Raw genomic sequence first — 24472 nt, 5'->3', positions numbered from 1 at the left:
TATTAAAATGGAGATTATTAACAATATAGATGGAAACAAAGCAACAATGGAAATCATAGGCTGGCTTGATACACAAACAGCACCTCAGCTCGGAGAGGAACTTTCTAAATTGAGTGATGATATTACAAGCCTTGTATTTGATTTTGCAAAGCTTGAATACATTTCCTCGGCTGGTTTGCGTCAGGTAGTTTCAGCCTATAAAAAGATGTCTTGTAAAGATGGGTTTAAGATTATAAATGTATCTGATGAAGTGTTTGATGTTTTTAAGCTGACTGGATTTGACCAGAAAATTAACATTGAAAAATGAAAAATTCTTTATTAAGAAGAATAGTTGTTTGTATCTTGGTTGTATTTTTAGTTGCTATTGTTATTTTTGGCTCGCTTAGTTGTTTCGATAATATTCGGCGAACCACAAGTCTGACAGGAAATATTGTTAAAAGTGCTTCGTATATCGTATCTCAGATTGCAAGTGATTATGATATGGAAAATTTGATTAATAATCCATCATCTAAGAAATATAATTATCTAAAATCAAGCCTTAGAAGTATATGTATAGGTGAGGGCTTGGAATATATATTTATATATATTCCTGACACGAAAAATAATCAAATCAAATATGTTATGGTTGTTGCGGCTGATGATGAAAAAAATAACGAAGTATCGGAAGATAGAAAAGCTGGTACAGTTATAGAACATAAGCTTTTTGATGCAGAAGTACAAACATGGAATAGTGGAGAATCAACTATCTATGAATATAGCAACGAAAAATATGGTAGATTTATGTCGTCGTATAATTGTATTTACGATAAAAATAATAAGCCTGTTGCTCTTGTATGTGCAGATTATTCACTTGAAAAAATCTATACAGAAATCATATCTGAAATAGTTATCAAGATGTCAATCGTTATTGTTGCACTTTTTGCTATGTTTGCTTTGATGGCATTGTTTATAAAAAAGAAAATATATAACCCTATAACTATGGTATTTATGAGCATGAAGGATTATATTTCCGATAAAAAAGCAGGCAAAAAGGCTTTTGAGCCAATAAATCCTGAAACAAATGATGAAATTCAGCTTATCGCAGACTTTTTCAATGAAATGGTTGTCGATATTGATAGCTATGTTGATAAGATAAAAACTCTTGCAGAGGAACAGGCAAGGGCTGGAACAGAACTTGATGTTGCAAGGCGGATTCAGTATGGTATCATATCTAAAGAAAAAAATATCTGTATGTCTGATAACTTTATGGTATCGGCAAGAATGAAATCTGCCAAGCAGGTTGGTGGAGATTTCTATGATAGCTTTTTGCTAAAAAACGGAAATATATGTACAGTAATCGGAGATGTTTCTGGTAAAGGTGTAGCCGCATCGTTGTTTATGGTTTTTGTGAAAACACTTATAAGAGAAAAACTCATAGATATTTCAGATGTTTCAGACGCTATTAAATCAGCAAATCTTGAAATCTGCGAATCTAATCCAGAAGAAATGTTTGTAACAGCATTTATTGCGATTTTTGATAGTGAATCTGATAAATTTCATTATATAAATGCAGGTCACAATAAACCAGTTATAATCAAAAACGGAAAGGCAGAATTTCTTGAATGCTCACCTTGTATGGCACTTGGAGTGTTTGATGATTCTGAATATAAGCAGTGTATTTGCGATTTCTCAAATGGGGATATTCTCTATCTTTATACTGACGGTGTAACCGAGGCTGTTAATGCAGATAAAGAATTTTTTAGTGAAAAAAGACTTTTAGGAGTTTGTAACAACACTGAATATACAGCAAATAGTTTATGTCAGAGTATAAGTAACTCTTTGGAAAGCTTTATAAATGGGGGAGAGCAATTCGATGATATAACAATGCTTGCGGTGAAACGCCAAGATAAATCTTTAAAATTACACTGTGAACTTTCTGAGTTAAAAAAAATACAGAAATATATATTTAAGCTTGATATAGAAGATAAGCTTAAAAAGAAAATTTTTCTTGCTTGTGATGAGGTTTTCTCTAATATTGTAAACTATTCAGGTGCAGATTTAGTATTTGTTTCATACAACAAAAAAGCTGATAAAATAAGCATTATTTTCCGAGATAATGGAAAGAAGTTCGATTATCTTGAGGATAGACCAAAGAAAGATTTTGACGATTTTGATGATGGTGGAATGGGAATAATGATTGTTAAAAAAATTTGTACGAATATAGTCTATAACTATATTAATAGTGAAAATATTCTTGAACTTATTTTTACTGATAATCAAAATAATTAAAAATTTAATATAGGACAATAATCAAGCCCTAGACTAAATTTAAGTCTGGGGTTTGATAACTTTAGATAAAGAGTTTTATACTATTTAAGCTATTTTGAAAAGGCTTGGGCGAAACTTTTAGCTTCTATTGAATATAGAATAAAATTTTTACAAAATGGGGTGTATTGTTATACATATAAGTAAAGAAACTAAACTCTCAGATTTACTTTGTGTTATTCTTGTATTGATGACAGGTTTTGTCAGACTGTTTCGTGATAACTTTAAATCTATCTCAAGCAATATAATTATTTTTTTGCTCTTTGTATTTTCTGCGTTTATTTGGATTAGCCAGATTAAAAGACGAGTTATTCATCCTAAAGTACAGAAATATCTTGTCGCCACAGGCTATATGGTTATATTGCTTATATTTGCAAGAACTGTTAAGTTTGTATTTTTTCCAGATGGGCATATAGCTTGTCGATTTATATGGTATTTTTATTATGCTCCACAAACCTTTATGGCTTTATTTATGTTTTTTGCTGTGCTTCATATTGGAAAAAGTCAAAATCAGACAATCAGTAAGTGGTGGAGGATTTTATATATCCCTGCAACTTTAATTGCTCTTTTTGTTCTGACAAATGATTTTCACCAGCTTGCTTTTAAGTTTATAGATGGCTTTGATAATTGGAATGAATATACTCATGGCATAGGATATAATTTAGCGATTTTATGGGTGATTATATTATTTTTAGCAATACTTATTATTTCACTTTCACGTTGTGCAGTTTCAGATTACAGAAAAAATATATGGAAACCTCTTGTACCGCTCTTGGTTGGAATGATATATATAATTATATTCTTTATAGATTCAAATAATATATTTATGCAACTTTTTAAAACAACAGAAATTATATGCTTTATTTTTCCTGCATATATAGAGAGTCTTATTCTTGCGCAACTCTTTCCATCTAATGATAACTATGAAGCATTATGGTCTGCATCTAATCTTAGTGGAGGCATTATATCTTTAAAGGGTGATATTTGTTGTCGCTCAAAGAAATGTGTTTCGGTGACATTAGAGCAGATTATTAAAGCAGAGCATGAAAATGTTCCGCTGAATGATGGAAATATTATCTTGAAAAGTCACGCAATAAATGGCGGATATGGATATTGGGTTAGAGATATTTCAGATATTAATAAAATCACTGATGAGCTTGAAAATTTAGGAGATTTGCTTATGCAAGAGCAAATTATGCTTGAAAAAGAAAATAGGATTAGCGAAGAGAAAGCAAAAATCGAACAGCAAACTATGATTTATAATGAGATAGCTAAAAGTTCACAAAACCAGATAGAAAAGCTCAAGGGACTTTTAGAAAATCCTCCTGAAAATGAAAAAGATTTTGAAACGGTTATGAAGTATATAGCTATTTTAAATGCATATATAAAACGACACTCAAATATGGTTTTATATTTGCATAGAAAGTCTTGCTTTAATAGTGATGAATTACGCTATGCAATTTCAGAATCCTTAGAATATATACAGCTTTATGGGATTACTGCATATGGTAATTATCAAGGCGAAAAAACTGTATCTGGAAAATATGTTTTGCTTGCATATGAAATATTTGAAGCGGCTATCGAATCCGCAATTCCAGGTGCTGATGCAGTTATGGTCAATTTAGAAATGGCAGATATGATTAAGCTTTCTATTGAAATAAACTCGCCAAGAGAATATTTTCCTGAAGATTATCGCCTTGATGATATAGTGAAATCGAGTGGAAGATTAGAAGTTGAGATAGACGAGGAATCTGAGTATATTATTTTAAATCTTCCGATAGGAGAATCTATATGATAGCTTATAGTGAAGTTTCTATTGTTCTACATAGTGTATATGCTTGTTTTGCACTTTTGATTATGACAATAGCCATTTATCTTGTTGTTAATGTCATTATCTTAAATATGTCGATAGGGAACCGAATTTTTTCAATATTTCTTACTTTAGTATGTGTGTTCGTGCTTTTAGGAATTTCTGATAGCAAATATATGGGAAATGAACCCTCCATTTTTGCAAGGATTATAGGCAGTATGCCAGCTGTATTTATAGCAATAATACTGGTTTTTCTTGTTGTTACTGAAATAATTCTTTATATACATTTAAAAAATAGGAAAAAAAATATGCTTACAGCAAATGCAGTAAAAGAAACTTTAGATGCCTTGCCTGATGGAGTTTGCTTTTCTGAAAAAAATGGTATGTTGCTTTTGGTAAATAGAAAAATGGATATACTTTGTGAAAAATTGTTTGGTACGGGCATTATGAATAGCAAACAATTACTTAATGATATAAAGACAAAGCAATTAAAGAATAATACTGAACTTATATGTACTGAACCGAATGTTACGGTTAAAACTTCTGATGGCGAGATTTGGAATTTTCGTCAAAGAGAAATAATAGTAGATGGTTCAGAAATTATAGAGCTTATTGCGTATAATATTACTAAACAGTATAACCTTAATTTAGAATTAAAAGAAAATAATAGTCGTATGGACATTATTTGTAAGCGTTTGGGGAAATTTAGCGAGAATGTTACGCAACTTACACATGAAAAAGAAATACTCAATGCAATAATAAGCGTACATAATAATTTAGGTAAGGCATTGCTTATGTTTCGTTCATATCTTGCCAAGCCAAATAATCAAAAAGATAGAAATAAGCTTCTTTTCTTATGGCGTTCTAATATGGCAGTGCTTAATACTGAAATATCTCCAGAGGACCCAGAAAAAAATTGGAAATTGCTCCTACAATCTACTGCTAATATGGGAGTAGACATTATTCAAAGGGGAAAACTTTCTGACAAAAAAGAAATAAATGATGTTTTAATGACAGCTTTACAAGTTTGCTTAACAAATACAATTAGTCATGCAAAGGGAGACAAGCTTTATGTGAGATTTTATAAATCAAGTATGTCATTTAGAGCAGAGTTTACTAATAATGGTATTCCGCCAATATATAAGGTTAAAGAGGGAGGCGGTCTTCAAAATCTAAGAAATATAGTAGAAAACGAAGGTGGCATTATGACCATAGAAAGCTTTCCAAAGTTTAAGCTTATGCTCAAATTTCCAGATAAGGAGGAAAAATTATGTCTGAAGTAAGGGTAATGATTGTTGATGATTCCCGTGTTGCACAGGATTTATTTACATTATATATAAATAACAGTGAAAAATACGAGCTTGTAAGAACAGAGAAATCTGCCGATTTTGCAGAAAGATTTTCAAGAGCAGAACTGATTGATTTAATACTTATGGATATTTTAATGGATAAAGGAGCGAATGGCTTAATTGCAGCTGAAAAGATTAAATCCATATGTCCAGAAATCAAGATTATTGCTGTCACATCTATGGTAGATGGAGAATTATTGAAAAGAGCAAGGAAAATTGGAATAGAAAGCTTTTGGTTCAAAGAAGTTTCTAAGGAAACAATACTTGATGTTATGGATAGAACTATGGCAGGAGAATCGGTTTATCCTGATTGTGTTCCCAAGCATAATAAAAAAATAAATCACGCTTTTAGTGATGAACTTACAGAAGGTGAACTAAAGGTTTTAAGACTTATGACTGCCGGAATGTCAAATTCAAAGATTGCCAAAAAACTTGGAATATCGGAAAGTACAGTAAAAAATCACATACATAATATGTTAGAGAAAACAGGCTGTGAAAATCGCACTATACTCGCAATAGAGGCTCGTGTCAGCGGAATAGCTGTAAATATAGATTGAGATAAGAATATAAATTTAAATATACATCTTTTATTTATATAAAACTAGAGATAATTGTAAATATAAATAAAAAGTATGTATCTTATAATAAATAATTGTGAATATTACTAATTGTGAAAAGAAAAAGAATATTTTATAATAAGTTTTGTAATATGATTATATAATCGAACTAAAAAGTCGGAATATCATTTTCCGGATAAACCTGATAGCGGAAAAATCACTGTAAACGGAACAGTTATTACAGATTTAAACGCAAACAAATTGGCTGATTTCAGATGTAAAAATACAGGTTTTGTATTTCAGGCATTTCATCTGGAACCTAAGTATACAGTATTTGACAATATTTCAGTTCCGCTTTTAATTTCCAATACACCAAAAAAGGAAATTAAAGAAAAAGTAAATAGTGTTCTTGAACAGGTAGGTTTGACCGATAAGATAAAGGTAAAAACGGCAAAGCTTTCTGGCGGAGAGAAACAGCGTATTGCCATTGCACGAGCTATTATAAATAATCCACCTATAATTTTTGCCGATGAACCGTGCGGAAATCTGGATAGTACAAATTCTGATATAATAATGACAATGTTTGAAAAACTTAATTCTGATGGAAAAACAATAATCCTTGTCACTCATAATATGGCTGACGCTAAACGCACAAAACGAATAATCACTTTTAAGGATGGTAAAAAGATAGATGACAAAACTAACTAATCTTATGAAATCCGTATGGCTTGAGCTTAAATCCGAAAAAATATATGTATTTCTTGGTGCGTTACTTCTGACAGCTATGCTTGCATCAGCAGTCTTTATTGCATTTATTTCAAATAATATTATGTCAGTATTTACATCTTATGCGAATAGTATATGCCCTAATGGAATTGCCGTTCAGATAAAAGGACTTAATTATGACAGCATAGAAAAACAGCAATCTATTTCTTATGATTTAATATATGTTGTTATTATATTTTTGATTACAGCACTATCAATAAGCATTATAACCGTTATGTATTTTTATAATACAGAAAAAACGAAATATTCAGCAATGATGCTTGCAATAGGTTTGAATCAAAGAAAACTTTTCTTTATGCAGATATTTGAAGTTATAATTGATGGAATTTTTGCAATGTTAATAGGAGGTATATTGTCTGCTGTACTTGTGGCACTATTTAATTTATACTTTTCAAATACAATAGGTATTGTTTTGGTATTCGGCACTGTAAGACTTATAGTTCTTTCATTAATTGTTTTGACATATATTATAGTTTTGTCTTTAGTTGTTTCGCTTATAAATCTTGTTAAATTCAGAAAATATACCCTATCAGAAATACTAAAGTAATATTTTTAATAGGTACTATATAAAATTCAAAAATTTATATTTAAATAAGGAGAAATTTTATATCAATACCAATAAATATAATTTTAAATATAGATCTTTCGATTCATGCAGTAAGCATAAATAACTGTTATAATAATACCATAAACAACACTATTGTTTAAAATTCGGTTTTAGAAGGGTGGCGTTTTCAATGATATCATTTTTTTACGCACCTTAGCTCAAATAAGAAAAATAAAAAAATTGAGCGTATTCCAGAAAATCTTATTGGTGTATATATATCATGCAATCATATGTGCTATACTAGTTGCTATATATTTTCGCTTGATAAGCAGGAAGACCAAGCCTGGGTATTTTCAGCACAATGTGCCATTCAATCGAATGATTTTACAAGAATAGAAATTGATAATTGCTGTGTAGAAGATTCTGATATTAAAGCGCTATTCGAAATTCTGAAAAAGAAAAATGACAAAGGCAAAACTTTACTTGAATTTGTAAGAGATTATAAATCTTGTAAGAAATGTAAATTTATAAAGATTTATGATGAAACAACTTATTGCTATAGCTTTTCATACTCAGATTCTACATATGATAGTGCAAGTGTTGAGCCCGATAAAGAAATAATACAATTCTTTTATAAGCTTGCTGATAAATATCATAATAAAGTAGAGTAATATTTGATATTTTCTTAATCAGATTTTAAAGCTTTTAAACAATAATATAAAAATCTTAAAATTTATTTAATAGGGGGAACTGTAATGAGTATTTTTGACAAAATAAAAAAAGACACTATGGGAATGGTAAATTCAGCTGTTTCATCTGTTGGAAATAAGCGAGAGAAGTTTACATTTTCTGCACTTCCTGAAAGTTTGGAGCAAATGCAGGCACTTCCTGAAGCAAGCTTGGATTCTCCATATAAAACAGCAGCTCTTACAGTATGTGCTTTATGTGCATATGCAGCGGATAAACAAATCGGAACAGAAATGCTTAACTGGTTAAGAGGTCCTCGTCCACTTAATGGAGCAGATATTTCTTTCATTAATGACCGATTCAGAGATGGAAAAACTTATATTCCTTTTTCATATTTTGCGGGAGCTACCCCTGATAATGACTATACACCTACACAGCCTTTTACGATTACAATCGAGAGTAATCAGTATTCTAATGCAGAACAAGGTTATATGAAATTGTTTATCCCGTGTGGAGGTGCAGATAGTCCAAGACCTATTAAGCTTCGTATGAAAGGTGATGGAAAATGGTTTTTGTGGGAGCAATATTTGCTGACAGGAATCAGAGAACCGAAGTCTGCTGACCCTTGGGCGTAAATATAATACTATTGAAAGGAGAACGCATATGGATATTATTGGAAAATGGAAAGTTAAAGAACTTGGTTTAATGCAGCTAGGAGATATGAGTATGAAAATGTTTACTCCTGCTGAGATTGAAAACCTTGAAGATAATGAAGATTACCTACAATTCGTTTCATCAATATATGATTTTTCAAATGACGGCAAGTTGGATATTCTTCTTGAGGTTCCTGAAGAGTTATTAGAAAATGCCAAGAAGGAAGGTCTTGAAGTTAAGGACAATGTTGTTATTATAGAATCAACAGACTGGAAAGAGGAAAACGGTGAATATTTCTATAATACTCATATAGAGGGCGAGACTTTAGGAGAGAAAGTTTCACCTTATAATAAAATTAATGTTGACGGAGATTGCCTTATAATGGATATGCTGTTCTGTAAAATAATTCTTGAAAGAGCATAATGAATCTCCATTTATAAATTATTTTGATTATTTCAAATATTTGCCCATAAATCACTTTTAGAGCATATTTACTAAATCCACAAGTAGGATATTTAGTAAATATGCTCTACTTTTTTATCTGTAGGTTCTTTTTCTATTACCAATTTTTATTATAGAGCCTTATCTTAATACATAAGCCAAATAAGATTTAAAATAAATTTTGTAAAATTTTAGATTTTTCTTGACAATTTTGAGATACAGTGGTAAAATGTATATCGAAAGTTAAATTACTATTAATTTTAATTAAGTGATTTAGCTTATCTTAAAATAAAGAGGTCATATGTATGAAAAAATTTTTAAAGACAACAACAGCACTTGCATTTGCCGCACTTGTAGCTACATCATCGCTTATGGTTTATGGAGCGGGTAATTATACACTCAAAGTAAAACACACAGATTATGTTGATTTACATGAGCAATATAATATTAAACCACAAAACTTTATGAGAGTCTTTTATGACTATGGTACTACCAATCCTTATGATGATGCAAGAGCAACAACCGAAATGAATAGTACAAGCAAATTAAGTGTAACTGCAAAGGTCTATTTGACTGATAATGCAGGACATGAACGTAGTTCAGGCAATAATGAACAAGGTTCAACTTCACCTGTCCATAGTGGCGAAGCATATCTAAGTGGAATTGATTATGCTAAATATGTAAAGCATGAGGGATATAAGAAAGAGATTGGCACAAAAGTAGCAGATGGATACGTTTATAGATATAGACAAGTTAAATAATTATGAAAACTATTAAACTCATATTTTCTCGAATTAGTTTTTATTTTCTTTCTAATAAACTAATTTTTATTATGTTTCTTTTAGGTGGAATTGTTTGTTCCACCTCGTTTATATACTTTTATGGGAATCAGCTTTCTACAAAAAAATCTGAAGTCAGTACAGATTCATCTTATTATACATATACATTAAAATTTGATGAACCTGCTTCTTATTATGAAATTAAAAACAGTAGTCTGCTTAATTCTGAAATAATAGAAGATGTTATGGCTGTGCATTACTTATTACTAGATGATTTACCCAAAGAATTTAATAAAAATAATTACATTGATTATTATCTTCGTGTATGTACACAAATAAATAACAAGCATAAATTATTTAGTAAAATGGGACGTTCAGAGTTTTATGATGAAGAAATTAAAAACGGAAAAAATGTAATAATTCTTCCTAACTGTGATGATATCTTTTCATTGGCACAAGGTGATACAGTAACGCTCAGTGGCAGAGAATATGAAGTTATCGGTGTAAATACTTTTATAGACAATTTCTATATTCCTTCTAATACATTTGACAAATGTGGATATTCGATTGATGAGATAACCATATACACAACTGAAAGAATGAGTAGAACAGAAAACAGTCAATTTATAGCCAATCTTCATGCTGAGTTTCCTCAAAGCGATTTAATTGAATCACCGTCTGAATCTTACAAAGCAGCCGATAGTTATTTTATTGGTGATTTTTTCTTAATCATGTGCGAATTTATAATTTCTGCTTTATCTTTTATGTTTTTAATCAAGTTCTTAATCGATAAAAGTAATCTGGAAAATATCATCTATTTAATTGTGGGAGCTACCAAAAGAAAATTATTTTTAATTTTAATTTTAGAAAATATTATCATTTCAGGTATTATTGGAATAATATCTATTGCAATTCACTTAATTACATATAATCAGTTCTTTGTGTATTTTAATGTCTATGAAGGATTGCAATATTCAATTATGGATTATATAATTATTTTTATTAGCATAATAATTCTTTCATGCATTACAGCGATACCATTTATAATTAGTTGTCTAAAAAATTCAATTATCATAAATAAAAATAAATATAATTAGTATTTGGAGTGGAACTAATGAAAACATTAAAATTAATTTTTGAATTTTTTACAAACAATAAAATTACTGCAATAATAATATCTATAATATATATTTTTGTATTATTTATAGCTAATAATTCTTTTGGAATGTATAGATATATTGTATACACAGAAGATATATTCAAAACCACCGAAACGACAGACAGCTTTTACTGTATGCCTAATTTAGTTACTGCAGAAATGGTTAATTCAAGTTCCATGGATCCATGGGGAGATTATATAAATAACGTCGAAAATAATGCAAGAAAATATAAAGCATATGTTCCGTTTACTAAAGTTAAATATTTCAATTCTGATTTTAATGGAGTAAGAATAAAAAGTTATATTTACACAACAGATATGATTGAAAAATATCAATTTAATCTTAAAAATGGCAGTTGGAATAATATGCAAGAGCAAAGTAGTGATTATTTTAATGTTATTGTATCAGGAATTTACTTTGATTATCTAAATATTGGTGATATTGCAGAAATTGAGTTGCCAAATTATTTTGATTCAAGTACAAAAAAAATTAAAATAAAAGTGGCTGGTAAACTTGCTGAACCATATACTGTACCCTCGTTTAATACAAGTGGAACAGATATAAATACATATGATTTGTATCAAAAATTAGAAAATGGTTTAATTTTTGTGGAGTCGAGTCGTTTGACAAAAGTATTTAAAAGTGTGAATAATTGCCCGTTAACTGCCGAAAACTTTATTGCTTCCTATAAATCTAATTCTTCTGACTCTGAAAGAAGAGAGTATTTGGGCTATTTTACAAATCAATTTCGTGTTACTCATTATGATGATATTATAAAAAACACTGATGAGATCGTATCACTTACATTTAAAAGAAGATTACCTGCTCCTTTATTTATGCTGTCGATTACGACTGTTGCACTTATAAGTATATCAATTCTTTTTGTAAACAAGAAGATAAGAGAACATTCCATATACTATCTCTGTGGTTGTAACAGAAGAAAAAGCTATTTTATAATTTCTTGTGCTATTGGTTTGATGGGCTTGCTGGGTGGTTTATTGAATATCCTATTTATAGTGAACTATGATTTCTTGACAAGCAACGGAATTATCAATATGTCCGATGGCTTAATATATGACGGTCAGACCGTACTGTTTACTTTGCTTTATGCTTTGGCAGTTTCGGCAGTATCTGTAATTATTTCTATCATGGTTTTCAGAAAGAATTCTCCAATAGAAATATACAGAAAGTATGAATCATAACAAATGAAAGGATATAATGATATGCTTATAAAAACTGAGAATCTTACCAAAAAGTATAAACTTGGCAAAGAAACCTTCGTTGCTCTTGATAAGGCTAATCTTGAGATAGAGGACGGCGAGTTTGTCGCTATACAAGGAACATCTGGTGCAGGTAAATCTACTCTGCTACATATACTTGGTTGTCTTGATAATGCAGATGACGGAAAATATTATCTTAATGGTATAGATGTTTTTTCTTTAAATGACCGCAAAACTGCCAAGCTCAGAAATGAAAAGATTGGTTTTGTGCTTCAAGATTTTTCTCTGATAAACCATAAAAAAGTCGGATTTAATGTTATGCTTCCGCTCTATTTTAACCACACTCCAAACCGCCAAATGAAAGAAATGGCTCATAAGGCACTTGAGGCGGTTGGAATAGATAAGCAATTTGATAAAAAAGCAAATCAGCTTTCTGGCGGTCAGCGACAGAGAGTAGCAATAGCAAGAGCAATAGTTAATAATCCATCTGTAATTTTTGCAGATGAACCAACAGGTGCATTGGATTCCAAAACCTCAAAAGAAGTTATGAAACTTTTCAGAGATTTAAATAAAAAAGGCATAGCTGTAATTATCGTTACTCACGATGATGAAATTGCTGATTGCTGTGATAGAAAAATAATCATAAATGATGGAAAGATTATCTATGATAGCAAAAAAGATTCTAACTATATAAAGGAAGAATAAATTATTACTGTTTTAAAATACATATAACCCTTTTTGATATTAGGAGCTGTGAAGAAATGAAGTTTAAGACTTCATTCTTCGCAGCTCCTTTCAATTTTTGCAAAAAGTAAGGCGATTGAAACCAAATAAATCTCCAACTCAACTTTAATTTGACCTCTTCGCACTAACTTTTTGTACCAACGGTCGTATTTCATTACACCGAAGGTAGCCTCAGCTTGTAGTGTTCTTCACAAACTTATTACACCACAAAAGGCACATAACCGAAAGTGATAACGGTTATGTGCCTTCTTGTTTTTGCAAGGCTGTTTTTTCACAGCCCATTAAAATTCTCTTGTTAGCAACATTAGTAAAAAAGCGGGGCGAACAAGGCTCGCATATTTGAGTATAAATGAATGTTAGGTTTTGTCCAAAGGTGTTTCGCTTTCTGCGGAGAGCGACCAAAAACTCTGCCTTTGGAAACTGCAAGCTTTTAGTTATCTTAGGAAATTTAGTTAATTGGTAGTTCATTGGAAATCTTTTCGACTGTGTCAATAAACTTCTCTTATAAAAGTGTTATGTGAGAATTGTAGTATTTCGGTAAAGTATAACCTCTGATTATGAAAAAACACACGCAGTCCATTCTTGAAACTGCGTGTGCAAAATTACTAGTTATAAATTATTATTAAAAAATAGTTTCTATGACTTTTAGAGAAGATTCTGGGGAATATTGAAAACGGTCTATGTGTGTACCTTGATAAAAATATTCTGGTAGTGTAGGTATTCTGTCACTCATAAAGGCGTCTATTATTATAAGCTTAATTTTCATTCGTGAGGGTATAATATTTTTTATGTAAACACTCGCTTGTTGTCCTACTTCAATATTTGCATGAGTTTCGGCAAGCCCAGCAAGATTCGGTGCAAGCTCTACAAATGCTCCGTAATCCTCAACAGAGCGAATTACTCCCGCAACAGTTTCACCTATAGAGAATTGCTCTGCATTTTCCTCCCAAGTACCCAAAAGTTCCTTGTGGCTAAGAGTTATTCTGCCGTTATCCTTATTCTTGATTATAGTTCGAATATCCATTCCAACAGAGAACCGCTCTTTTGGGTGGTCTATTCTCGAAACAGAAATAGAATCAATAGGCAAGAGCGATACTATTCCACAGCCGATGTCCGCAAATGCTCCAAATGAATCAAGATGTGTAATTTTTGCGTTAATAATATCACCAGGAATAAGTTTGTTAATATAATTCTGCATACAGCGTTCTTGTGCGGCTCGTCTTGAAAGTATCGGAATAAGATTGCCGTCAGAACCTTTCATAAAGTCCTCAACAATAAAGCACACAGGCTTATTTACTCGTGAAATAATCGCAATATCCCTTACAGTGCCTTCTTTTATTCCTATAGCTCCCTCCTCACGAGGGATAATTCCTCTTATTGAGCCAAGCTCGACTATAAGATTATGCGAAGAATCGCAAACAATGGCTCTTGCCTCAAGCATAGTACCTTCTTGCTGTGCGTCCATAAGACCTTGCAGAGAACTTATCTGAAATTTGTTTTCGGGCTTGCTCATAAGCTTGCCTTCGGGATAATATTCTATCATTTTAGGCTTCATTCCTTTCGTGCGGATTATATTAAAAATTTGCTTTCCGCTTACTGCTTTCCTCACATTATATGAGTACATATTGTTATATATTCCACTAAAACATCAACAAATTATTTTATACTTGCTTTATTCAGCGAGTTGAGATAGAATATATATCAAGGAAATTGTAAAAATATTACTATGGTAATGCCATAATTCAGAAAGGAACTAATTATGAAAAATAAAAGGATAAAAACTATAATAGCTCTTGCTATGATTGCCGCAGCCGTTGCAACAGGCTGTTCAAGCAACGGTTCTACTTCAAAGACTGAAAGCACTTCTTCAGCTTCAAGCTCAACAACAGAATCAAGCAAAGAAACAACAAGTTCTACAAGCTCAACAGATTCATCAGCTATTATCAATAAAGTATTTGTTGAACCAACTGTTTATGATGATAAGGAACACGAAGTCGGTTATCAGCTTGAAAAACCAAAGGTAGGTGATACTGTAGCTATTATGGAGACCTCTGAGGGTACAATTAAGATAAGATTCTTTCCAGAGGCAGCACCTAAGGCTGTTGAGAACTTCGTAACTCACGCAAAAGATGGCTATTATAATGGACTTACCTTCCATAGAGTTATCAAGGACTTTATGATTCAGGGCGGAGACCCTCTTGGTAACGGTACAGGCGGAGAAAGTATATACGGAAAGAGTTTTGAGGACGAATTCTCAAATAAGCTCTTTAACATTCGTGGTTCTCTCTCTATGGCTAATTCTGGTCCTGATACTAACGGGAGCCAATTCTTCATCAATCAGAAAGACAATTCCACAAAATTCGATTGGGATAGCCTCTCAAGCAATTTTGAACAATATAAATCTGTTGTGTCAAGTCAATGGGAAAACTATAAAAAGAGTTATCTTGAAACAACATCAGGTAGTGAAGATGATATTCTTACAAGCTATCGTACAGCACTTGCTTCAACCTACGGAAATATAACCGATATGACAAAGGTTACAGATGCTATAAAGAAACTCTATGACGATAACGGTGGAAACATCAATCTTGATGGTGCTTTCAATAATCTTGATAGAGGACACACCGTTTTCGGACAAGTGTATGAGGGAATGGATATTGTTGATAAGATTGCATCAGTAGATGTTGACGACAGCGATAAGCCAAAGAAAGATGTAATAATTAAATCAATCACTATTGAGGAATATAAGGACTGATTTGATATAAAATAAATCTCATAAGGAGGATTTTAAAATTATGAGTAATGTACTTCACCCAGTTGTAACAGAATTTGAAAGATTGCTTAACAGTGACGAAATTCTAATGGCAGATTTTTATGCAGACCGTTGTGGTCCTTGCAGAATGCTTGCACCGATTATCGAAGAAATCGCAGACGAATATGATGGCAAGGTTACTGTTGTAAAGATAGATGTTGATGGTGACGGCAGAGAGCTTGCATATAAGTTTGGAATATCAAGTATACCAACAGTTATATTCTTTAAAGATGGCTCTGAATATACAAGGGAAATAGGCTATATGCCAAAGGAACATTACACTGCAATTCTTGAGGATATGCAATAATTTCATAATAAAATACGCTATAACTCAAATAGAAGAGTTATGGCGTATTTTTACTTGAATTGTATAAAGATTTATAATATTAAATATTTTATAGCATTAACCATTCTTAAATAAGCATTTGGCTGAAGATGACAACCATCAGGAGAATCGTTTTCATCAAGAAAACCATATTCATTCTTGAGATAGCTATTAACATTAAGATAGCTTGCATTATGTTCTTTTGCAACCTTTTGTATAAGCTTATTGAATTTTGCAATAGCTTCACTATTCATACCGTCTTCACCTTTAGCTTCAAGACTTTGAGTTATTGGAGTAATAGATAATAAGTATATTTTTGCATCAGGTAATTTTGAGTGTATTTCATCAACGAGCTCGGCATAATCATCTGTAAAAATATCGGGATATGACCAACCAACTTCATTCATACCAAACATTATAAAAATTGTTTTATAGTCTTTGGATAACATTTCATCAAGCATAGGCTTTTTGTGTTTATCAAGCTTTTGGTCGAAAACAGTTGCAACATTCATTCCGATATATGAATAAACATCAGCATTATCTACCAGTTCATATTCATCTAAATCTCCAAAAAGAGAATTACCTAAAAAAGCATAATTACTATCAAAAGTTATATTTGTTTCTGGAATTTTAGTTTTGTTACTTACACTATCCGCAGAAAGTTTATCATTTTTAGATTCAGCTTTGGATTCTAGATTAGGTTCAGCATTAGAACTTATTTTAGATTCAGTTTTGGATTGGATTTTACTACTTGTTTCAGTATTTTCCTTTCCGCAAGCAACAAATGAAAGTAATATAGATATTGCAAAAACTACTGCAAATGATTTCTTCATTAATATACACACCTTTATTTAAATTCTCTTAAGAAATTATACACCTACTTTCATGATAAATCAACAGATAAAGAGATAATAATAGTTGTGTAAAAATTTAATATTTAATATTTAATATTGCTTAATAAAAAATTCTAAAGTAATAAATCATTCAGCATTTATACAATAAGCTATTTTGAAAAAGATAAAAATGTACAAGTAACGGCTCTTTTTAATATGAAATTTATACTGCATATTGTGCTTTTATTCTATAAAATGGCAATAAATTTCTTGACTTAGACTAAATAAAATATTATAATGTTATCAACGACAAAAAAGCAAAAGTTTCGTTAATATTTTTTTGCTTTAATTAATAAGGAGTGTTCATAATGCAACAAATAGTATGCCCTAAGTGTAAAGCCCGAGTGGATGCAAGTCTTAATTTCTGCCCTGGTTGTGGTTCAGCTCTTCCTTTACCTAATTCTCGTGGTGGAAATTCTGGCGAAAAGCTAACTCAGGTTAACCAGCAACATGTAGCTAATGCTATTCTTAATGAAGGAAAAAAGAAAGAGAATCCTAAGGTTTCATTGGCTGTGGGTGTTATTACAGCAGTTCTTGTTATAGGTGTTATAGCATATCTTATTATTAGTGCTGGCGGTTCATCGTCTGTAACTCCAACAGTTGCAGATTCTATTAATGCAAGTAATGTCGAATCTTCAAATCAGGTTCCTGAATCTTCAGATTCAGCTATTGTTCCAACAACTGAAAGTTCCCAAGAATCAACATCAGAGAATTCAACAGAGAATTCAACAGAGGTTTCAGAAGAAAATCCTGAAGAAAGTATGGCAGAACCTGTTGCTTCAGAAGTGGTTATTACAGCTGAAAAGCCAGATGATTGGTCAGATATATATGTATATGTTTATACAGATGATATGTTTAAGAATGCAAACTGGCCAGGTGAAATTATGACAGCTAATGGAGATGGCACATATTCTTACGCTATTTCAAGTTCATTTGCTGATAAGAATACATTTCTCGTCTTCTCAACATCACAGCTTAACAAAGGTGCTAAGTTGTCAAAGCAGTTCCCTTATATGAGCGACAATGGATATAGTCTTAGTGAAAAGAATACTTTCACAGTAAGCGATTTTGAAACTTATGCAAATGAGAAAGCTAATAAGTAAAATTGAATAAAAACACACATAATGCTGACTTCGTTTTTCAAGCGGAGTTAGTTTTGTTTTTACATTTAACACAATAGTTGTTATAAAAATTGATATATTCGGATATAAGAAGTAAGATTCATTACATCTTGTTTGTTTCTTTGTGTATCTTATATTATCTTCATATCTTCCATTAAACTTGATTTGTTTATGATATAATTTACATTTGTTTAATTATATTATTTTTAGTATATTTATTCATTAACATTCTATTTACTTATTAAAAAATTCTGAATTTTTTGCTACCTATTCTTGAAATGTTATTAAATTTTTTGTAATATGTTTTATTAGATAATAAAATTAAGGGGTAAAATATGATAGTAATTTTATGCTTAGATGATAAAAAAGGAATGATGTTTAATAATCGCAGGCAGAGTAAAGATAAATTTGTTATTCAAGATATTTTAAAGCTTGTAGACGGAAAGAAACTTTTTATCAGCTCGTATTCTGAAAGCCTTTTTCAGGGCTTAGAATCTAAATTGATTATTGATGATAATTTCTTAAACAATGCAGCTGAAGAAGATTATTGCTTTGTTGAGAATAATAATTTAAAAGATTTTTCTGAGAAAATAGAAAAAATCATAGTATATAAATGGAATAGAATATATCCAAGTGATTTGAAACTGGAAATTACTATTCAAGACTGGAATTTAATAGGTAGATTTGAATTTGTGGGAAATTCACATGATAAAATTACAAGAGAGGTTTATGTAAAATGAGAAAAAGATTTATTTCGTTAGCTTTGTTAGTAATATTCTGTTTTAGTGTAAGTGCCTGCTCTTTTAAAGATGAAAGTGTGGTTTCTTCAAAATCTATTTCGGTTTCTGATATACCAGAATATAGCAATTCCGCTTACATAAAGATAGATAATAATATTCCATCGTTTAAAGACTCTGAGATGACAACAAAATCTTTTGAGAAATACAGTGAGCTTGACAATCTAGGAAGATGCTCTGTTGCATATGCTTGTGTTGGTAAAGATATTATGCCGGCAGAAAAAAGAGGGACGATAGGTTCAGTTAAGCCGTCCGGTTGGCATACTGTTAAATATGATTGCATTGATGGCAAATATTTATATAATCGTTGCCATTTAATTGGTTATCAGCTTACTGGTGAAAATGCAAATATTAAAAATCTTATTACTGGAACAAGATATTTAAATGTAGAGGGAATGTTACCGTTTGAAAATATGGTAGCTGACTATGTAAAAGAAACTGATAATCATGTACTTTATAGAGTAACTCCGATATTTGAGAGAGATAACCTTCTTGTGTCTGGTGTACAAATGGAGGCTAAATCTGTTGAAGATAATGGCGATGGAATAAGCTTCAATGTTTATTGCTATAATGTTCAGCCTGACATTGTAATAGATTATAAAACAGGTGAAAGCTGGGAAGTAGGAAATGAAAAATCTATATCTGAATCAGATACTACAACTTACATATTGAATACAAATACTAAAAAATTTCATTTAAAAAGCTGTTCGTCTGCAAAAAATCTTCCAGATAAGAATAGGGAAGAGTATAGCGGAAATAGAAATGATTTAATCTCTAAAGGTTATGAACCTTGTAAAAAATGTAACCCTTAATATAAAAAATTAACTCTCAGATTACGAATCTGGGAGTTTTATTGTATATAATTGCCAATAAAAGCTTAAAAAGTATATTACTTTTGTGATATAAATAACGAAATTGTTAAAAAATATTTCAAAAGGTTGCAAATTTGTTACAAATAGGATATAATCGTAACATAAGTTAAATATTCTGAATTGATTTCAAACAACAAAAGCGATTTTGGAGGTTAATTACTTATGTCGTTTATCCAATTATCACGAAAAAGAATTTTAGCAATTGTAATTGCTTTTTCTATTTTAATTATTTCAATAATAGCCCCACCATATGTTTCTGCTGCAAATAATGTACCAAGTAATATGTTAAATAATGTATTTCTTAATGCACTTGAATATACAGGCTATGATGTTCAAAGGCAAATTTCTAATGGAACAATTTATAGAAACTATGGTTCAAGTGGAACACCAAATAGTGTTACAAGTAACATTCCATATAGTCTTAGTGCTATAGCAAGTGGCCTTGAAACGACAAACTCAGGTAAACCTAATATAAGACATTTTGAAAATTATGGTTTATGTTGTGGTTCATATGTTAGTTATGTTTATTATAACTATCTTCCTAATGTAGCAAAAATAAGTACATCAAATCTTGCACAGCCTTATAGCAAGTGTAGTGTAGAAAGCTGGGAAACAGCTATAAGAAAGTGGATTGATAATGGTACTGGCAAAAACATAGGATTTACACAGAATAGTAACGGTTCTTTGAAAACATCTTCTGATATTCCGATAGGTTCAGTTGTTATTTTCAAAAGTAGTAGTTATCGTTATGCACATGTTGCAGTTTATGCTGGCTATTATAATGGAAAACATTTTATAACACACTGTGGTGGCGATGAAGGCCCTTGTATTCAAGCAATAGATAGTCTTTATCTCTATGCTGGACAGAGTGTAAAGCTTATAGTTGCACCAAACTTATATAATAATGTTAAGCTTAATAAATCAAGTCTTACTCTTGGAAAAGGCGAGTCTTATACAATTAAAGCAAATGGTAATGCAACTTGGTCATCAAGCAATACAAATATTCTTACAGTTAGCAATGGAAAGATTACAGCTAAGAATACAGGTACAGCTATGGTAGTAGCAAAAGGCTTGAATGGCTCAAAAGCAAATTGTATGGTTACTGTAAAAAATGCTCCGAATTCTATATCATTAAATAAAACAAATCTTACTTTAGGAATTGGTGAAACTTACGATTTAGATAGCAGTTTACCAAAGAATACAGCATCGTTTAGTGTTAAATATAGCTCAGATAATAGTTCTACTGCAAGTGTTGTTTCAGCAGGAGGCTTAGTTACAGCTAAAAAAGAAGGTACAGCAACGATTACAGCTACAACTTATAATGGCAAAAAGGTAAATTGTACAGTTACAGTTAAAAAAGCTCCAAAGACTATAAGCCTTAACAAAACTAAAATCACTTTAGGAGTAGGGGAAACCTATGACCTTGATAGCTATTTGCCAAGCGGAACAGCTGCACACAGCATAAAATACACTTCAAATAATAGTAACTTAGTAAGTGTTGTTTCGGCTGGAGGCTTAGTTACAGCTAAAAAAGAGGGTGTAGCTAATATTACAGTTATAGCCTATAATGGCGTAAAGGCTCAATGTACTGTCACTGTTAAGAAAGAGCCTAAAAAACTTTCACTTAATAATACAGAACTTGAATTAAATATAGGAGAAAAGTTTGACCTTGATAGTTCAGTACCAAATGGAACCGCTGCATATCATGTATATTATTCTTCAAATAATTCAGACACAGCAAATGTTGCAAAATACGGTGGCTTAGTAACCGCTATGAAAAAGGGCAAAGCTAAAATCACAGCTGAGGCTTATAACGGAGTTAAGATTACTTGCCATGTAAATGTAGTTGATGATATTGATTCAGAAATAGAGTAAACATAGTTCGCATTTTTAAACAAATATTTAGGCAAACATAAATGGCATAGATTTTAAAATCTATGCCATTTATGTATTTTTATGTATTCAGTATTTTAAAAATTAGATGCTGATTTCGTGAGCAATATTGAAGAGCTTTATATTGAACTGCTTCTTCATTGCAAGAGCCTCTGAAATATCATAATCAACAATGTGATTATCCTTCATTACAACAACTCTATTGCTTTGACCTTCTTCAAGAAGTTCAACAGCTCTATAACCCATACGGCTTGCAACAACTCTATCTCTGAGAGTTGGAGAGCCACCACGCTGAACATGACCAAGAACAGTTCCTCTTGTTTCAATTCCTGTCTGAGCTTCGATTTCCTTAACGATACCATCAATACCGCCAATACCCTCAGCTACAACGATGATGAAATGCTTTTTGCCTGTTTCACGATTCTTGAGAAGAACATCAATAACATCTTTCTTAAGGTCATAAGGAACTTCAGGAACAAGGATAGCACTTGCACCGATAGCAATACCAACCTCAAGAGCAATATCTCCACATCTTCTGCCCATAACCTCAACAACACTACATCTGTCATGAGATTGTGCAGTATCACGAATTTTATCAATCATTTCCATAGCTGTATTCATAGCTGTATCGAAACCGATTGTATAATCACTACTAGAAATATCGTTATCAATAGTACCAGGAACACCTATACATGGAATACCTTCGCCTGTAAGGTCTCTTGCACCTCTGAATGAACCGTCACCACCAATAACAACAACACCATCAATGCCAAGTTTTCTGCAGTTATCAGCAGCCTTTTTTACGCCTTCCTTAGTATTAAACTCTGGACTTCTTGCTGTATAAAGAACAGTACCACCCTTGCTTAAAATATCGGAAACACTTCTAAGATTCATTTCAAATACATCGCCGTTAAGAAGGCCATTATAGCCTCTACGAACACCATAAACTTTAATACCCTTACTTAAAGCAGCTCTTGCAACCGCTCTTACGGCTGCATTCATGCCCGGAGCATCGCCGCCACTTGTCAATACTGCAATGGTCTTTGCCATTATCAAAACCTCCAATTTCAGATAAAAAATTACCTACTCATATTATAATACACCTTGATGTAAATAATCAAGTACATAATCAATAAATTTACAAAAAAAACAGACAAATTTAATTTTATATACTTCTGAATATATTTATAATTGCTTTGAAATTATGATATTTATTGGATTTTTGAAAATTGAAGATATTTTTAGACAATTTCATACAAATATTCATTTACAGCTTTCCCCTTGCATAAGGAGAAAACTCGTTATATAATATTGTTTATAAAGAATAGGTATTACCTATAATAAATTAAATTGTAGTCTTTAATTTATTTATGAAAATACCAACTAAAATATAGAAAGGGGTTTGTATGAAAAGAATTTTTGATTCTATCTGGAATTATATAAAAAAAACAGATAAATGGTTTTGGATTTTAACAATGAGTGCATCTATATACGGCTTTCTTTTAATTTATAGTCAGCAAAGAAGTGGTGGTACTAACTTTCTTAAAACTCAGATTATAGCCGTTGGAATAGGATATATCGTTGCTGTGTTCATATCTTGTATAGATTATAGATTCTATGGTAAGGTATGGTGGATTTTTGCGGGTGTGGCACTTTCACTGACAATACTTGTATTTTTTATTGGTATACAGATTGCAGGAACTGATGATGTGGGTTGGATTAAAATTGGAAGTATAACATTTCAACCGTCCGAACTAACTAAAATATGCTTTATTATAACATTCGCTAAACATATTTCGGTTTTAGTTAAATATGATAAGCTAAGAAGCTTTTTCGGTGTCATGACACTTGTACTTCATGCAGCAATACCTATTTTACTCATTCATATGCAAGGTGATGATGGAACCGCACTTGTATTTGGTTTTATGTTTTTGATAATGACCTTTGCAGCAGGTGTTCAGCTTAGATATTTTATATCATTTTTATTAGTAATATGCGTATCCGCTCCTTTATTTTATACTAAGATTATGAATGATGACCAACGAAACAGATTGTTAGTGCTATTTAACCTTGATGATAATAGCTTAACAACTTATGGTTGGCAACAATATCAAGGCAAGGTTTCTATTGCATCAGGTGGTCTTTTTGGCGAAGGATATATGAATGGTCCGAGAGTTGCAAAAGATATTGTTCCATATCAGGAGAATGATTTTATCTTCACTGTTGCTGGTGAAGAGTTTGGATTCATTGGCTGTACAATTCTTTTGCTGATACTACTTTTTATTGTTATAAAAACTATGAGAGATGCACATCTTGCTGATGATACATTTGGCAAAATGATTTGTTACGGTTTCTTCTCAATTATTGCTACTCAAACCGTTATAAATATAGGAATGGTTCTTGGAATTTTTCCAGTTGTTGGAATAACACTTCCTTTCTTTAGTTCTGGAGGAACATCTGTTATGTGCCTATACTTTGGAGTGGGACTTGTACAAAGTGTATATATGCACCGAGAAAATAGTCATTCGTTGAGCAAACTTCATAGAAACCAAGTTTAATACTTAAATAGTAAAACAGGTACAGCTCATTTTGAACAAGTCTATAAAAAATGGACAATAGAAAAAACAAACCTCCTATGGTGAATTTGAAGTGAACCAATTTGTGCGGACAGCACAAAACCATTCTACGGTGTAATATTAAAATTAAGCAACGAACTGACTC

General features: G+C 31.4%; 23 protein-coding genes and 2 pseudogenes. 21 read left to right on the top strand and 4 right to left on the bottom strand.

Annotation, left to right across the window (positions count from 1 at the left end; all coding sequences use genetic code 11):
• The first annotated feature begins 7 nt into the window (after positions 1 to 7).
• The 14 genes and pseudogenes from C9914_RS06115 (at position 8) to C9914_RS06050 (ending at position 12999) form a co-directional block, all read left to right on the top strand.
• Positions 8 to 307, top strand: coding sequence for an STAS domain-containing protein (locus C9914_RS06115; protein WP_022265105.1), 300 nt, complete (start codon positions 8 to 10; stop codon positions 305 to 307).
• The gene (locus C9914_RS06110) at positions 304 to 2268 is read left to right on the top strand and encodes an ATP-binding SpoIIE family protein phosphatase (RefSeq protein WP_106764125.1); all 1965 of its coding nucleotides are present in this window, start codon (positions 304 to 306) and stop codon (positions 2266 to 2268) included. The genes C9914_RS06115 and C9914_RS06110 overlap by 4 nt, the downstream gene beginning before the upstream one ends.
• Before the next feature lie 154 nt (positions 2269 to 2422).
• Complete coding sequence (locus tag C9914_RS06105; RefSeq protein ID WP_106764123.1) at positions 2423 to 4099, top strand: histidine kinase N-terminal 7TM domain-containing protein; 1677 nt, start codon at positions 2423 to 2425, stop codon at positions 4097 to 4099.
• Positions 4096 to 5397, top strand: a complete 1302-nt coding sequence (locus C9914_RS06100; protein ID WP_106764122.1) for a sensor histidine kinase — start codon at positions 4096 to 4098, stop codon at positions 5395 to 5397. Before C9914_RS06105 ends, C9914_RS06100 begins: the two co-directional genes overlap by 4 nt.
• Positions 5385 to 6020 (top strand): response regulator transcription factor, encoded by a 636-nt coding sequence (locus C9914_RS06095; RefSeq protein ID WP_106764120.1) that lies wholly within the window; start codon positions 5385 to 5387, stop codon positions 6018 to 6020. Before C9914_RS06100 ends, C9914_RS06095 begins: the two co-directional genes overlap by 13 nt.
• Before the next feature lie 210 nt (positions 6021 to 6230).
• Positions 6231 to 6728 (top strand): annotated as a pseudogene (locus tag C9914_RS06090) (ABC transporter ATP-binding protein); the annotation flags it as partial.
• A complete protein-coding gene (locus C9914_RS06085) occupies positions 6712 to 7353 on the top strand; it encodes an FtsX-like permease family protein (protein WP_106764117.1) in 642 nt (213 codons plus the stop codon). The pseudogene C9914_RS06090 and the gene C9914_RS06085, both read left to right, overlap by 17 nt.
• Positions 7354 to 7643: 290 nt before the next feature.
• Positions 7644 to 8024: a hypothetical protein gene (locus tag C9914_RS06080; protein WP_106764116.1), complete on the top strand. Its 381-nt coding sequence runs from the start codon at positions 7644 to 7646 to the stop codon at positions 8022 to 8024.
• An 84-nt stretch (positions 8025 to 8108) separates the two neighbouring features.
• Entirely contained in the window at positions 8109 to 8675 is a 567-nt protein-coding gene (locus C9914_RS06075) for a DUF6935 domain-containing protein (RefSeq protein WP_022265114.1), read from the top strand.
• A 28-nt stretch (positions 8676 to 8703) separates the two neighbouring features.
• Positions 8704 to 9117 carry a hypothetical protein gene (locus tag C9914_RS06070; RefSeq protein WP_106764114.1) on the top strand — a complete coding sequence of 138 codons (414 nt, stop codon included), beginning with the start codon at positions 8704 to 8706 and terminating at the stop codon, positions 9115 to 9117.
• 323 nt (positions 9118 to 9440) lie between these two features.
• Positions 9441 to 9896: a hypothetical protein gene (locus C9914_RS06065; RefSeq protein WP_106764112.1), complete on the top strand. Its 456-nt coding sequence runs from the start codon at positions 9441 to 9443 to the stop codon at positions 9894 to 9896.
• Positions 9897 to 9898: 2 nt separating this feature from the next.
• Positions 9899 to 11011: an ABC transporter permease gene (locus tag C9914_RS06060; protein ID WP_022265117.1), complete on the top strand. Its 1113-nt coding sequence runs from the start codon at positions 9899 to 9901 to the stop codon at positions 11009 to 11011.
• A gap of 17 nt (positions 11012 to 11028) precedes the next feature.
• Complete coding sequence (locus C9914_RS06055) at positions 11029 to 12276, top strand: hypothetical protein (RefSeq protein WP_106764110.1); 1248 nt, start codon at positions 11029 to 11031, stop codon at positions 12274 to 12276.
• Positions 12277 to 12297: 21 nt separating this feature from the next.
• Positions 12298 to 12999: an ABC transporter ATP-binding protein gene (locus C9914_RS06050; protein ID WP_106764109.1), complete on the top strand. Its 702-nt coding sequence runs from the start codon at positions 12298 to 12300 to the stop codon at positions 12997 to 12999.
• 71 nt (positions 13000 to 13070) lie between these two features.
• Here C9914_RS06050 and C9914_RS12020 read toward each other — a convergent pair.
• Both C9914_RS12020 and C9914_RS06040 read right to left on the bottom strand, forming a co-directional pair.
• Positions 13071 to 13214: pseudogene (locus C9914_RS12020) on the bottom strand (hypothetical protein); the annotation flags it as partial.
• Positions 13215 to 13660: 446 nt separating this feature from the next.
• Positions 13661 to 14581: a S1 RNA-binding domain-containing protein gene (locus tag C9914_RS06040; protein WP_106764315.1), complete on the bottom strand. Its 921-nt coding sequence runs from the start codon at positions 14579 to 14581 to the stop codon at positions 13661 to 13663.
• 216 nt (positions 14582 to 14797) lie between these two features.
• On the opposite strand from C9914_RS06040, the gene C9914_RS12015 reads away from it, so the two are divergent.
• A complete protein-coding gene (locus C9914_RS12015; RefSeq protein ID WP_181013440.1) occupies positions 14798 to 15793 on the top strand; it encodes a peptidylprolyl isomerase in 996 nt (331 codons plus the stop codon).
• Positions 15794 to 15833: 40 nt separating this feature from the next.
• Positions 15834 to 16157 carry a thioredoxin gene (gene trxA / locus C9914_RS06030; RefSeq protein WP_106764106.1) on the top strand — a complete coding sequence of 108 codons (324 nt, stop codon included), beginning with the start codon at positions 15834 to 15836 and terminating at the stop codon, positions 16155 to 16157.
• Between the two features lie 71 nt (positions 16158 to 16228).
• On the opposite strand, the gene C9914_RS06025 is transcribed toward trxA, so the two are convergent.
• The gene (locus C9914_RS06025; RefSeq protein ID WP_106764104.1) at positions 16229 to 17008 is read right to left on the bottom strand and encodes a GDSL-type esterase/lipase family protein; all 780 of its coding nucleotides are present in this window, start codon (positions 17006 to 17008) and stop codon (positions 16229 to 16231) included.
• Between the two features lie 368 nt (positions 17009 to 17376).
• Here C9914_RS06025 and C9914_RS06020 point away from each other — a divergent pair, with 368 nt between their 5' ends.
• From C9914_RS06020 to C9914_RS06005, 4 genes are all read left to right on the top strand, one after another.
• A complete protein-coding gene (locus C9914_RS06020; protein WP_106764103.1) occupies positions 17377 to 18171 on the top strand; it encodes a starch-binding protein in 795 nt (264 codons plus the stop codon).
• Between the two features lie 353 nt (positions 18172 to 18524).
• Positions 18525 to 18929: a hypothetical protein gene (locus tag C9914_RS06015; protein WP_022265126.1), complete on the top strand. Its 405-nt coding sequence runs from the start codon at positions 18525 to 18527 to the stop codon at positions 18927 to 18929.
• On the top strand, positions 18926 to 19798 hold the full coding sequence (locus tag C9914_RS06010; RefSeq protein WP_106764101.1) for a DNA/RNA non-specific endonuclease: 873 nt from the start codon (positions 18926 to 18928) through the stop codon (positions 19796 to 19798). The genes C9914_RS06015 and C9914_RS06010 overlap by 4 nt, the downstream gene beginning before the upstream one ends.
• A gap of 222 nt (positions 19799 to 20020) precedes the next feature.
• Positions 20021 to 21733, top strand: a complete 1713-nt coding sequence (locus tag C9914_RS06005; RefSeq protein WP_106764099.1) for an Ig-like domain-containing protein — start codon at positions 20021 to 20023, stop codon at positions 21731 to 21733.
• A 102-nt stretch (positions 21734 to 21835) separates the two neighbouring features.
• Here the strand turns inward: C9914_RS06005 and pfkA are convergent, their stop codons facing one another.
• Positions 21836 to 22801, bottom strand: coding sequence for a 6-phosphofructokinase (gene pfkA / locus C9914_RS06000; RefSeq protein ID WP_181013439.1), 966 nt, complete (start codon positions 22799 to 22801; stop codon positions 21836 to 21838).
• 356 nt (positions 22802 to 23157) lie between these two features.
• Here pfkA and C9914_RS05995 point away from each other — a divergent pair, with 356 nt between their 5' ends.
• Positions 23158 to 24309 (top strand): FtsW/RodA/SpoVE family cell cycle protein, encoded by a 1152-nt coding sequence (locus C9914_RS05995; RefSeq protein ID WP_106764097.1) that lies wholly within the window; start codon positions 23158 to 23160, stop codon positions 24307 to 24309.
• Positions 24310 to 24472: the final 163 nt, after the last annotated feature.

The organism is Pseudoruminococcus massiliensis, from assembly GCF_900291955.1.
GTDB classification, from domain to species: Bacteria; Bacillota; Clostridia; order Oscillospirales; family Acutalibacteraceae; genus Pseudoruminococcus; species Pseudoruminococcus massiliensis.
This window is presented reverse-complemented; position numbering and strand designations above follow the sequence as displayed.

Bases quoted from the DNA above. Each gene is read 5' to 3' on its own strand.
- C9914_RS06115 (WP_022265105.1), top strand. From the start codon at position 8: ATGGAGATTATTAACAATATAGATGGAAACAAAGCAACAATGGAAATC.
- C9914_RS06110 (WP_106764125.1), top strand. From the start codon at position 304: ATGAAAAATTCTTTATTAAGAAGAATAGTTGTTTGTATCTTGGTTGTA.
- C9914_RS06105 (WP_106764123.1), top strand. From the start codon at position 2,423: ATGGGGTGTATTGTTATACATATAAGTAAAGAAACTAAACTCTCAGAT.
- C9914_RS06100 (WP_106764122.1), top strand. From the start codon at position 4,096: ATGATAGCTTATAGTGAAGTTTCTATTGTTCTACATAGTGTATATGCT.
- C9914_RS06095 (WP_106764120.1), top strand. From the start codon at position 5,385: ATGTCTGAAGTAAGGGTAATGATTGTTGATGATTCCCGTGTTGCACAG.
- C9914_RS06085 (WP_106764117.1), top strand. From the start codon at position 6,712: ATGACAAAACTAACTAATCTTATGAAATCCGTATGGCTTGAGCTTAAA.
- C9914_RS06080 (WP_106764116.1), top strand. From the start codon at position 7,644: ATGTGCTATACTAGTTGCTATATATTTTCGCTTGATAAGCAGGAAGAC.
- C9914_RS06075 (WP_022265114.1), top strand. From the start codon at position 8,109: ATGAGTATTTTTGACAAAATAAAAAAAGACACTATGGGAATGGTAAAT.
- C9914_RS06070 (WP_106764114.1), top strand. From the start codon at position 8,704: ATGGATATTATTGGAAAATGGAAAGTTAAAGAACTTGGTTTAATGCAG.
- C9914_RS06065 (WP_106764112.1), top strand. From the start codon at position 9,441: ATGAAAAAATTTTTAAAGACAACAACAGCACTTGCATTTGCCGCACTT.
- C9914_RS06060 (WP_022265117.1), top strand. From the start codon at position 9,899: ATGAAAACTATTAAACTCATATTTTCTCGAATTAGTTTTTATTTTCTT.
- C9914_RS06055 (WP_106764110.1), top strand. From the start codon at position 11,029: ATGAAAACATTAAAATTAATTTTTGAATTTTTTACAAACAATAAAATT.
- C9914_RS06050 (WP_106764109.1), top strand. From the start codon at position 12,298: ATGCTTATAAAAACTGAGAATCTTACCAAAAAGTATAAACTTGGCAAA.
- C9914_RS06040 (WP_106764315.1), bottom strand. From the start codon at position 14,581: ATGATAGAATATTATCCCGAAGGCAAGCTTATGAGCAAGCCCGAAAAC.
- C9914_RS12015 (WP_181013440.1), top strand. From the start codon at position 14,798: ATGAAAAATAAAAGGATAAAAACTATAATAGCTCTTGCTATGATTGCC.
- trxA (WP_106764106.1), top strand. From the start codon at position 15,834: ATGAGTAATGTACTTCACCCAGTTGTAACAGAATTTGAAAGATTGCTT.
- C9914_RS06025 (WP_106764104.1), bottom strand. From the start codon at position 17,008: ATGAAGAAATCATTTGCAGTAGTTTTTGCAATATCTATATTACTTTCA.
- C9914_RS06020 (WP_106764103.1), top strand. From the start codon at position 17,377: ATGCAACAAATAGTATGCCCTAAGTGTAAAGCCCGAGTGGATGCAAGT.
- C9914_RS06015 (WP_022265126.1), top strand. From the start codon at position 18,525: ATGATAGTAATTTTATGCTTAGATGATAAAAAAGGAATGATGTTTAAT.
- C9914_RS06010 (WP_106764101.1), top strand. From the start codon at position 18,926: ATGAGAAAAAGATTTATTTCGTTAGCTTTGTTAGTAATATTCTGTTTT.
- C9914_RS06005 (WP_106764099.1), top strand. From the start codon at position 20,021: ATGTCGTTTATCCAATTATCACGAAAAAGAATTTTAGCAATTGTAATT.
- pfkA (WP_181013439.1), bottom strand. From the start codon at position 22,801: ATGGCAAAGACCATTGCAGTATTGACAAGTGGCGGCGATGCTCCGGGC.
- C9914_RS05995 (WP_106764097.1), top strand. From the start codon at position 23,158: ATGAAAAGAATTTTTGATTCTATCTGGAATTATATAAAAAAAACAGAT.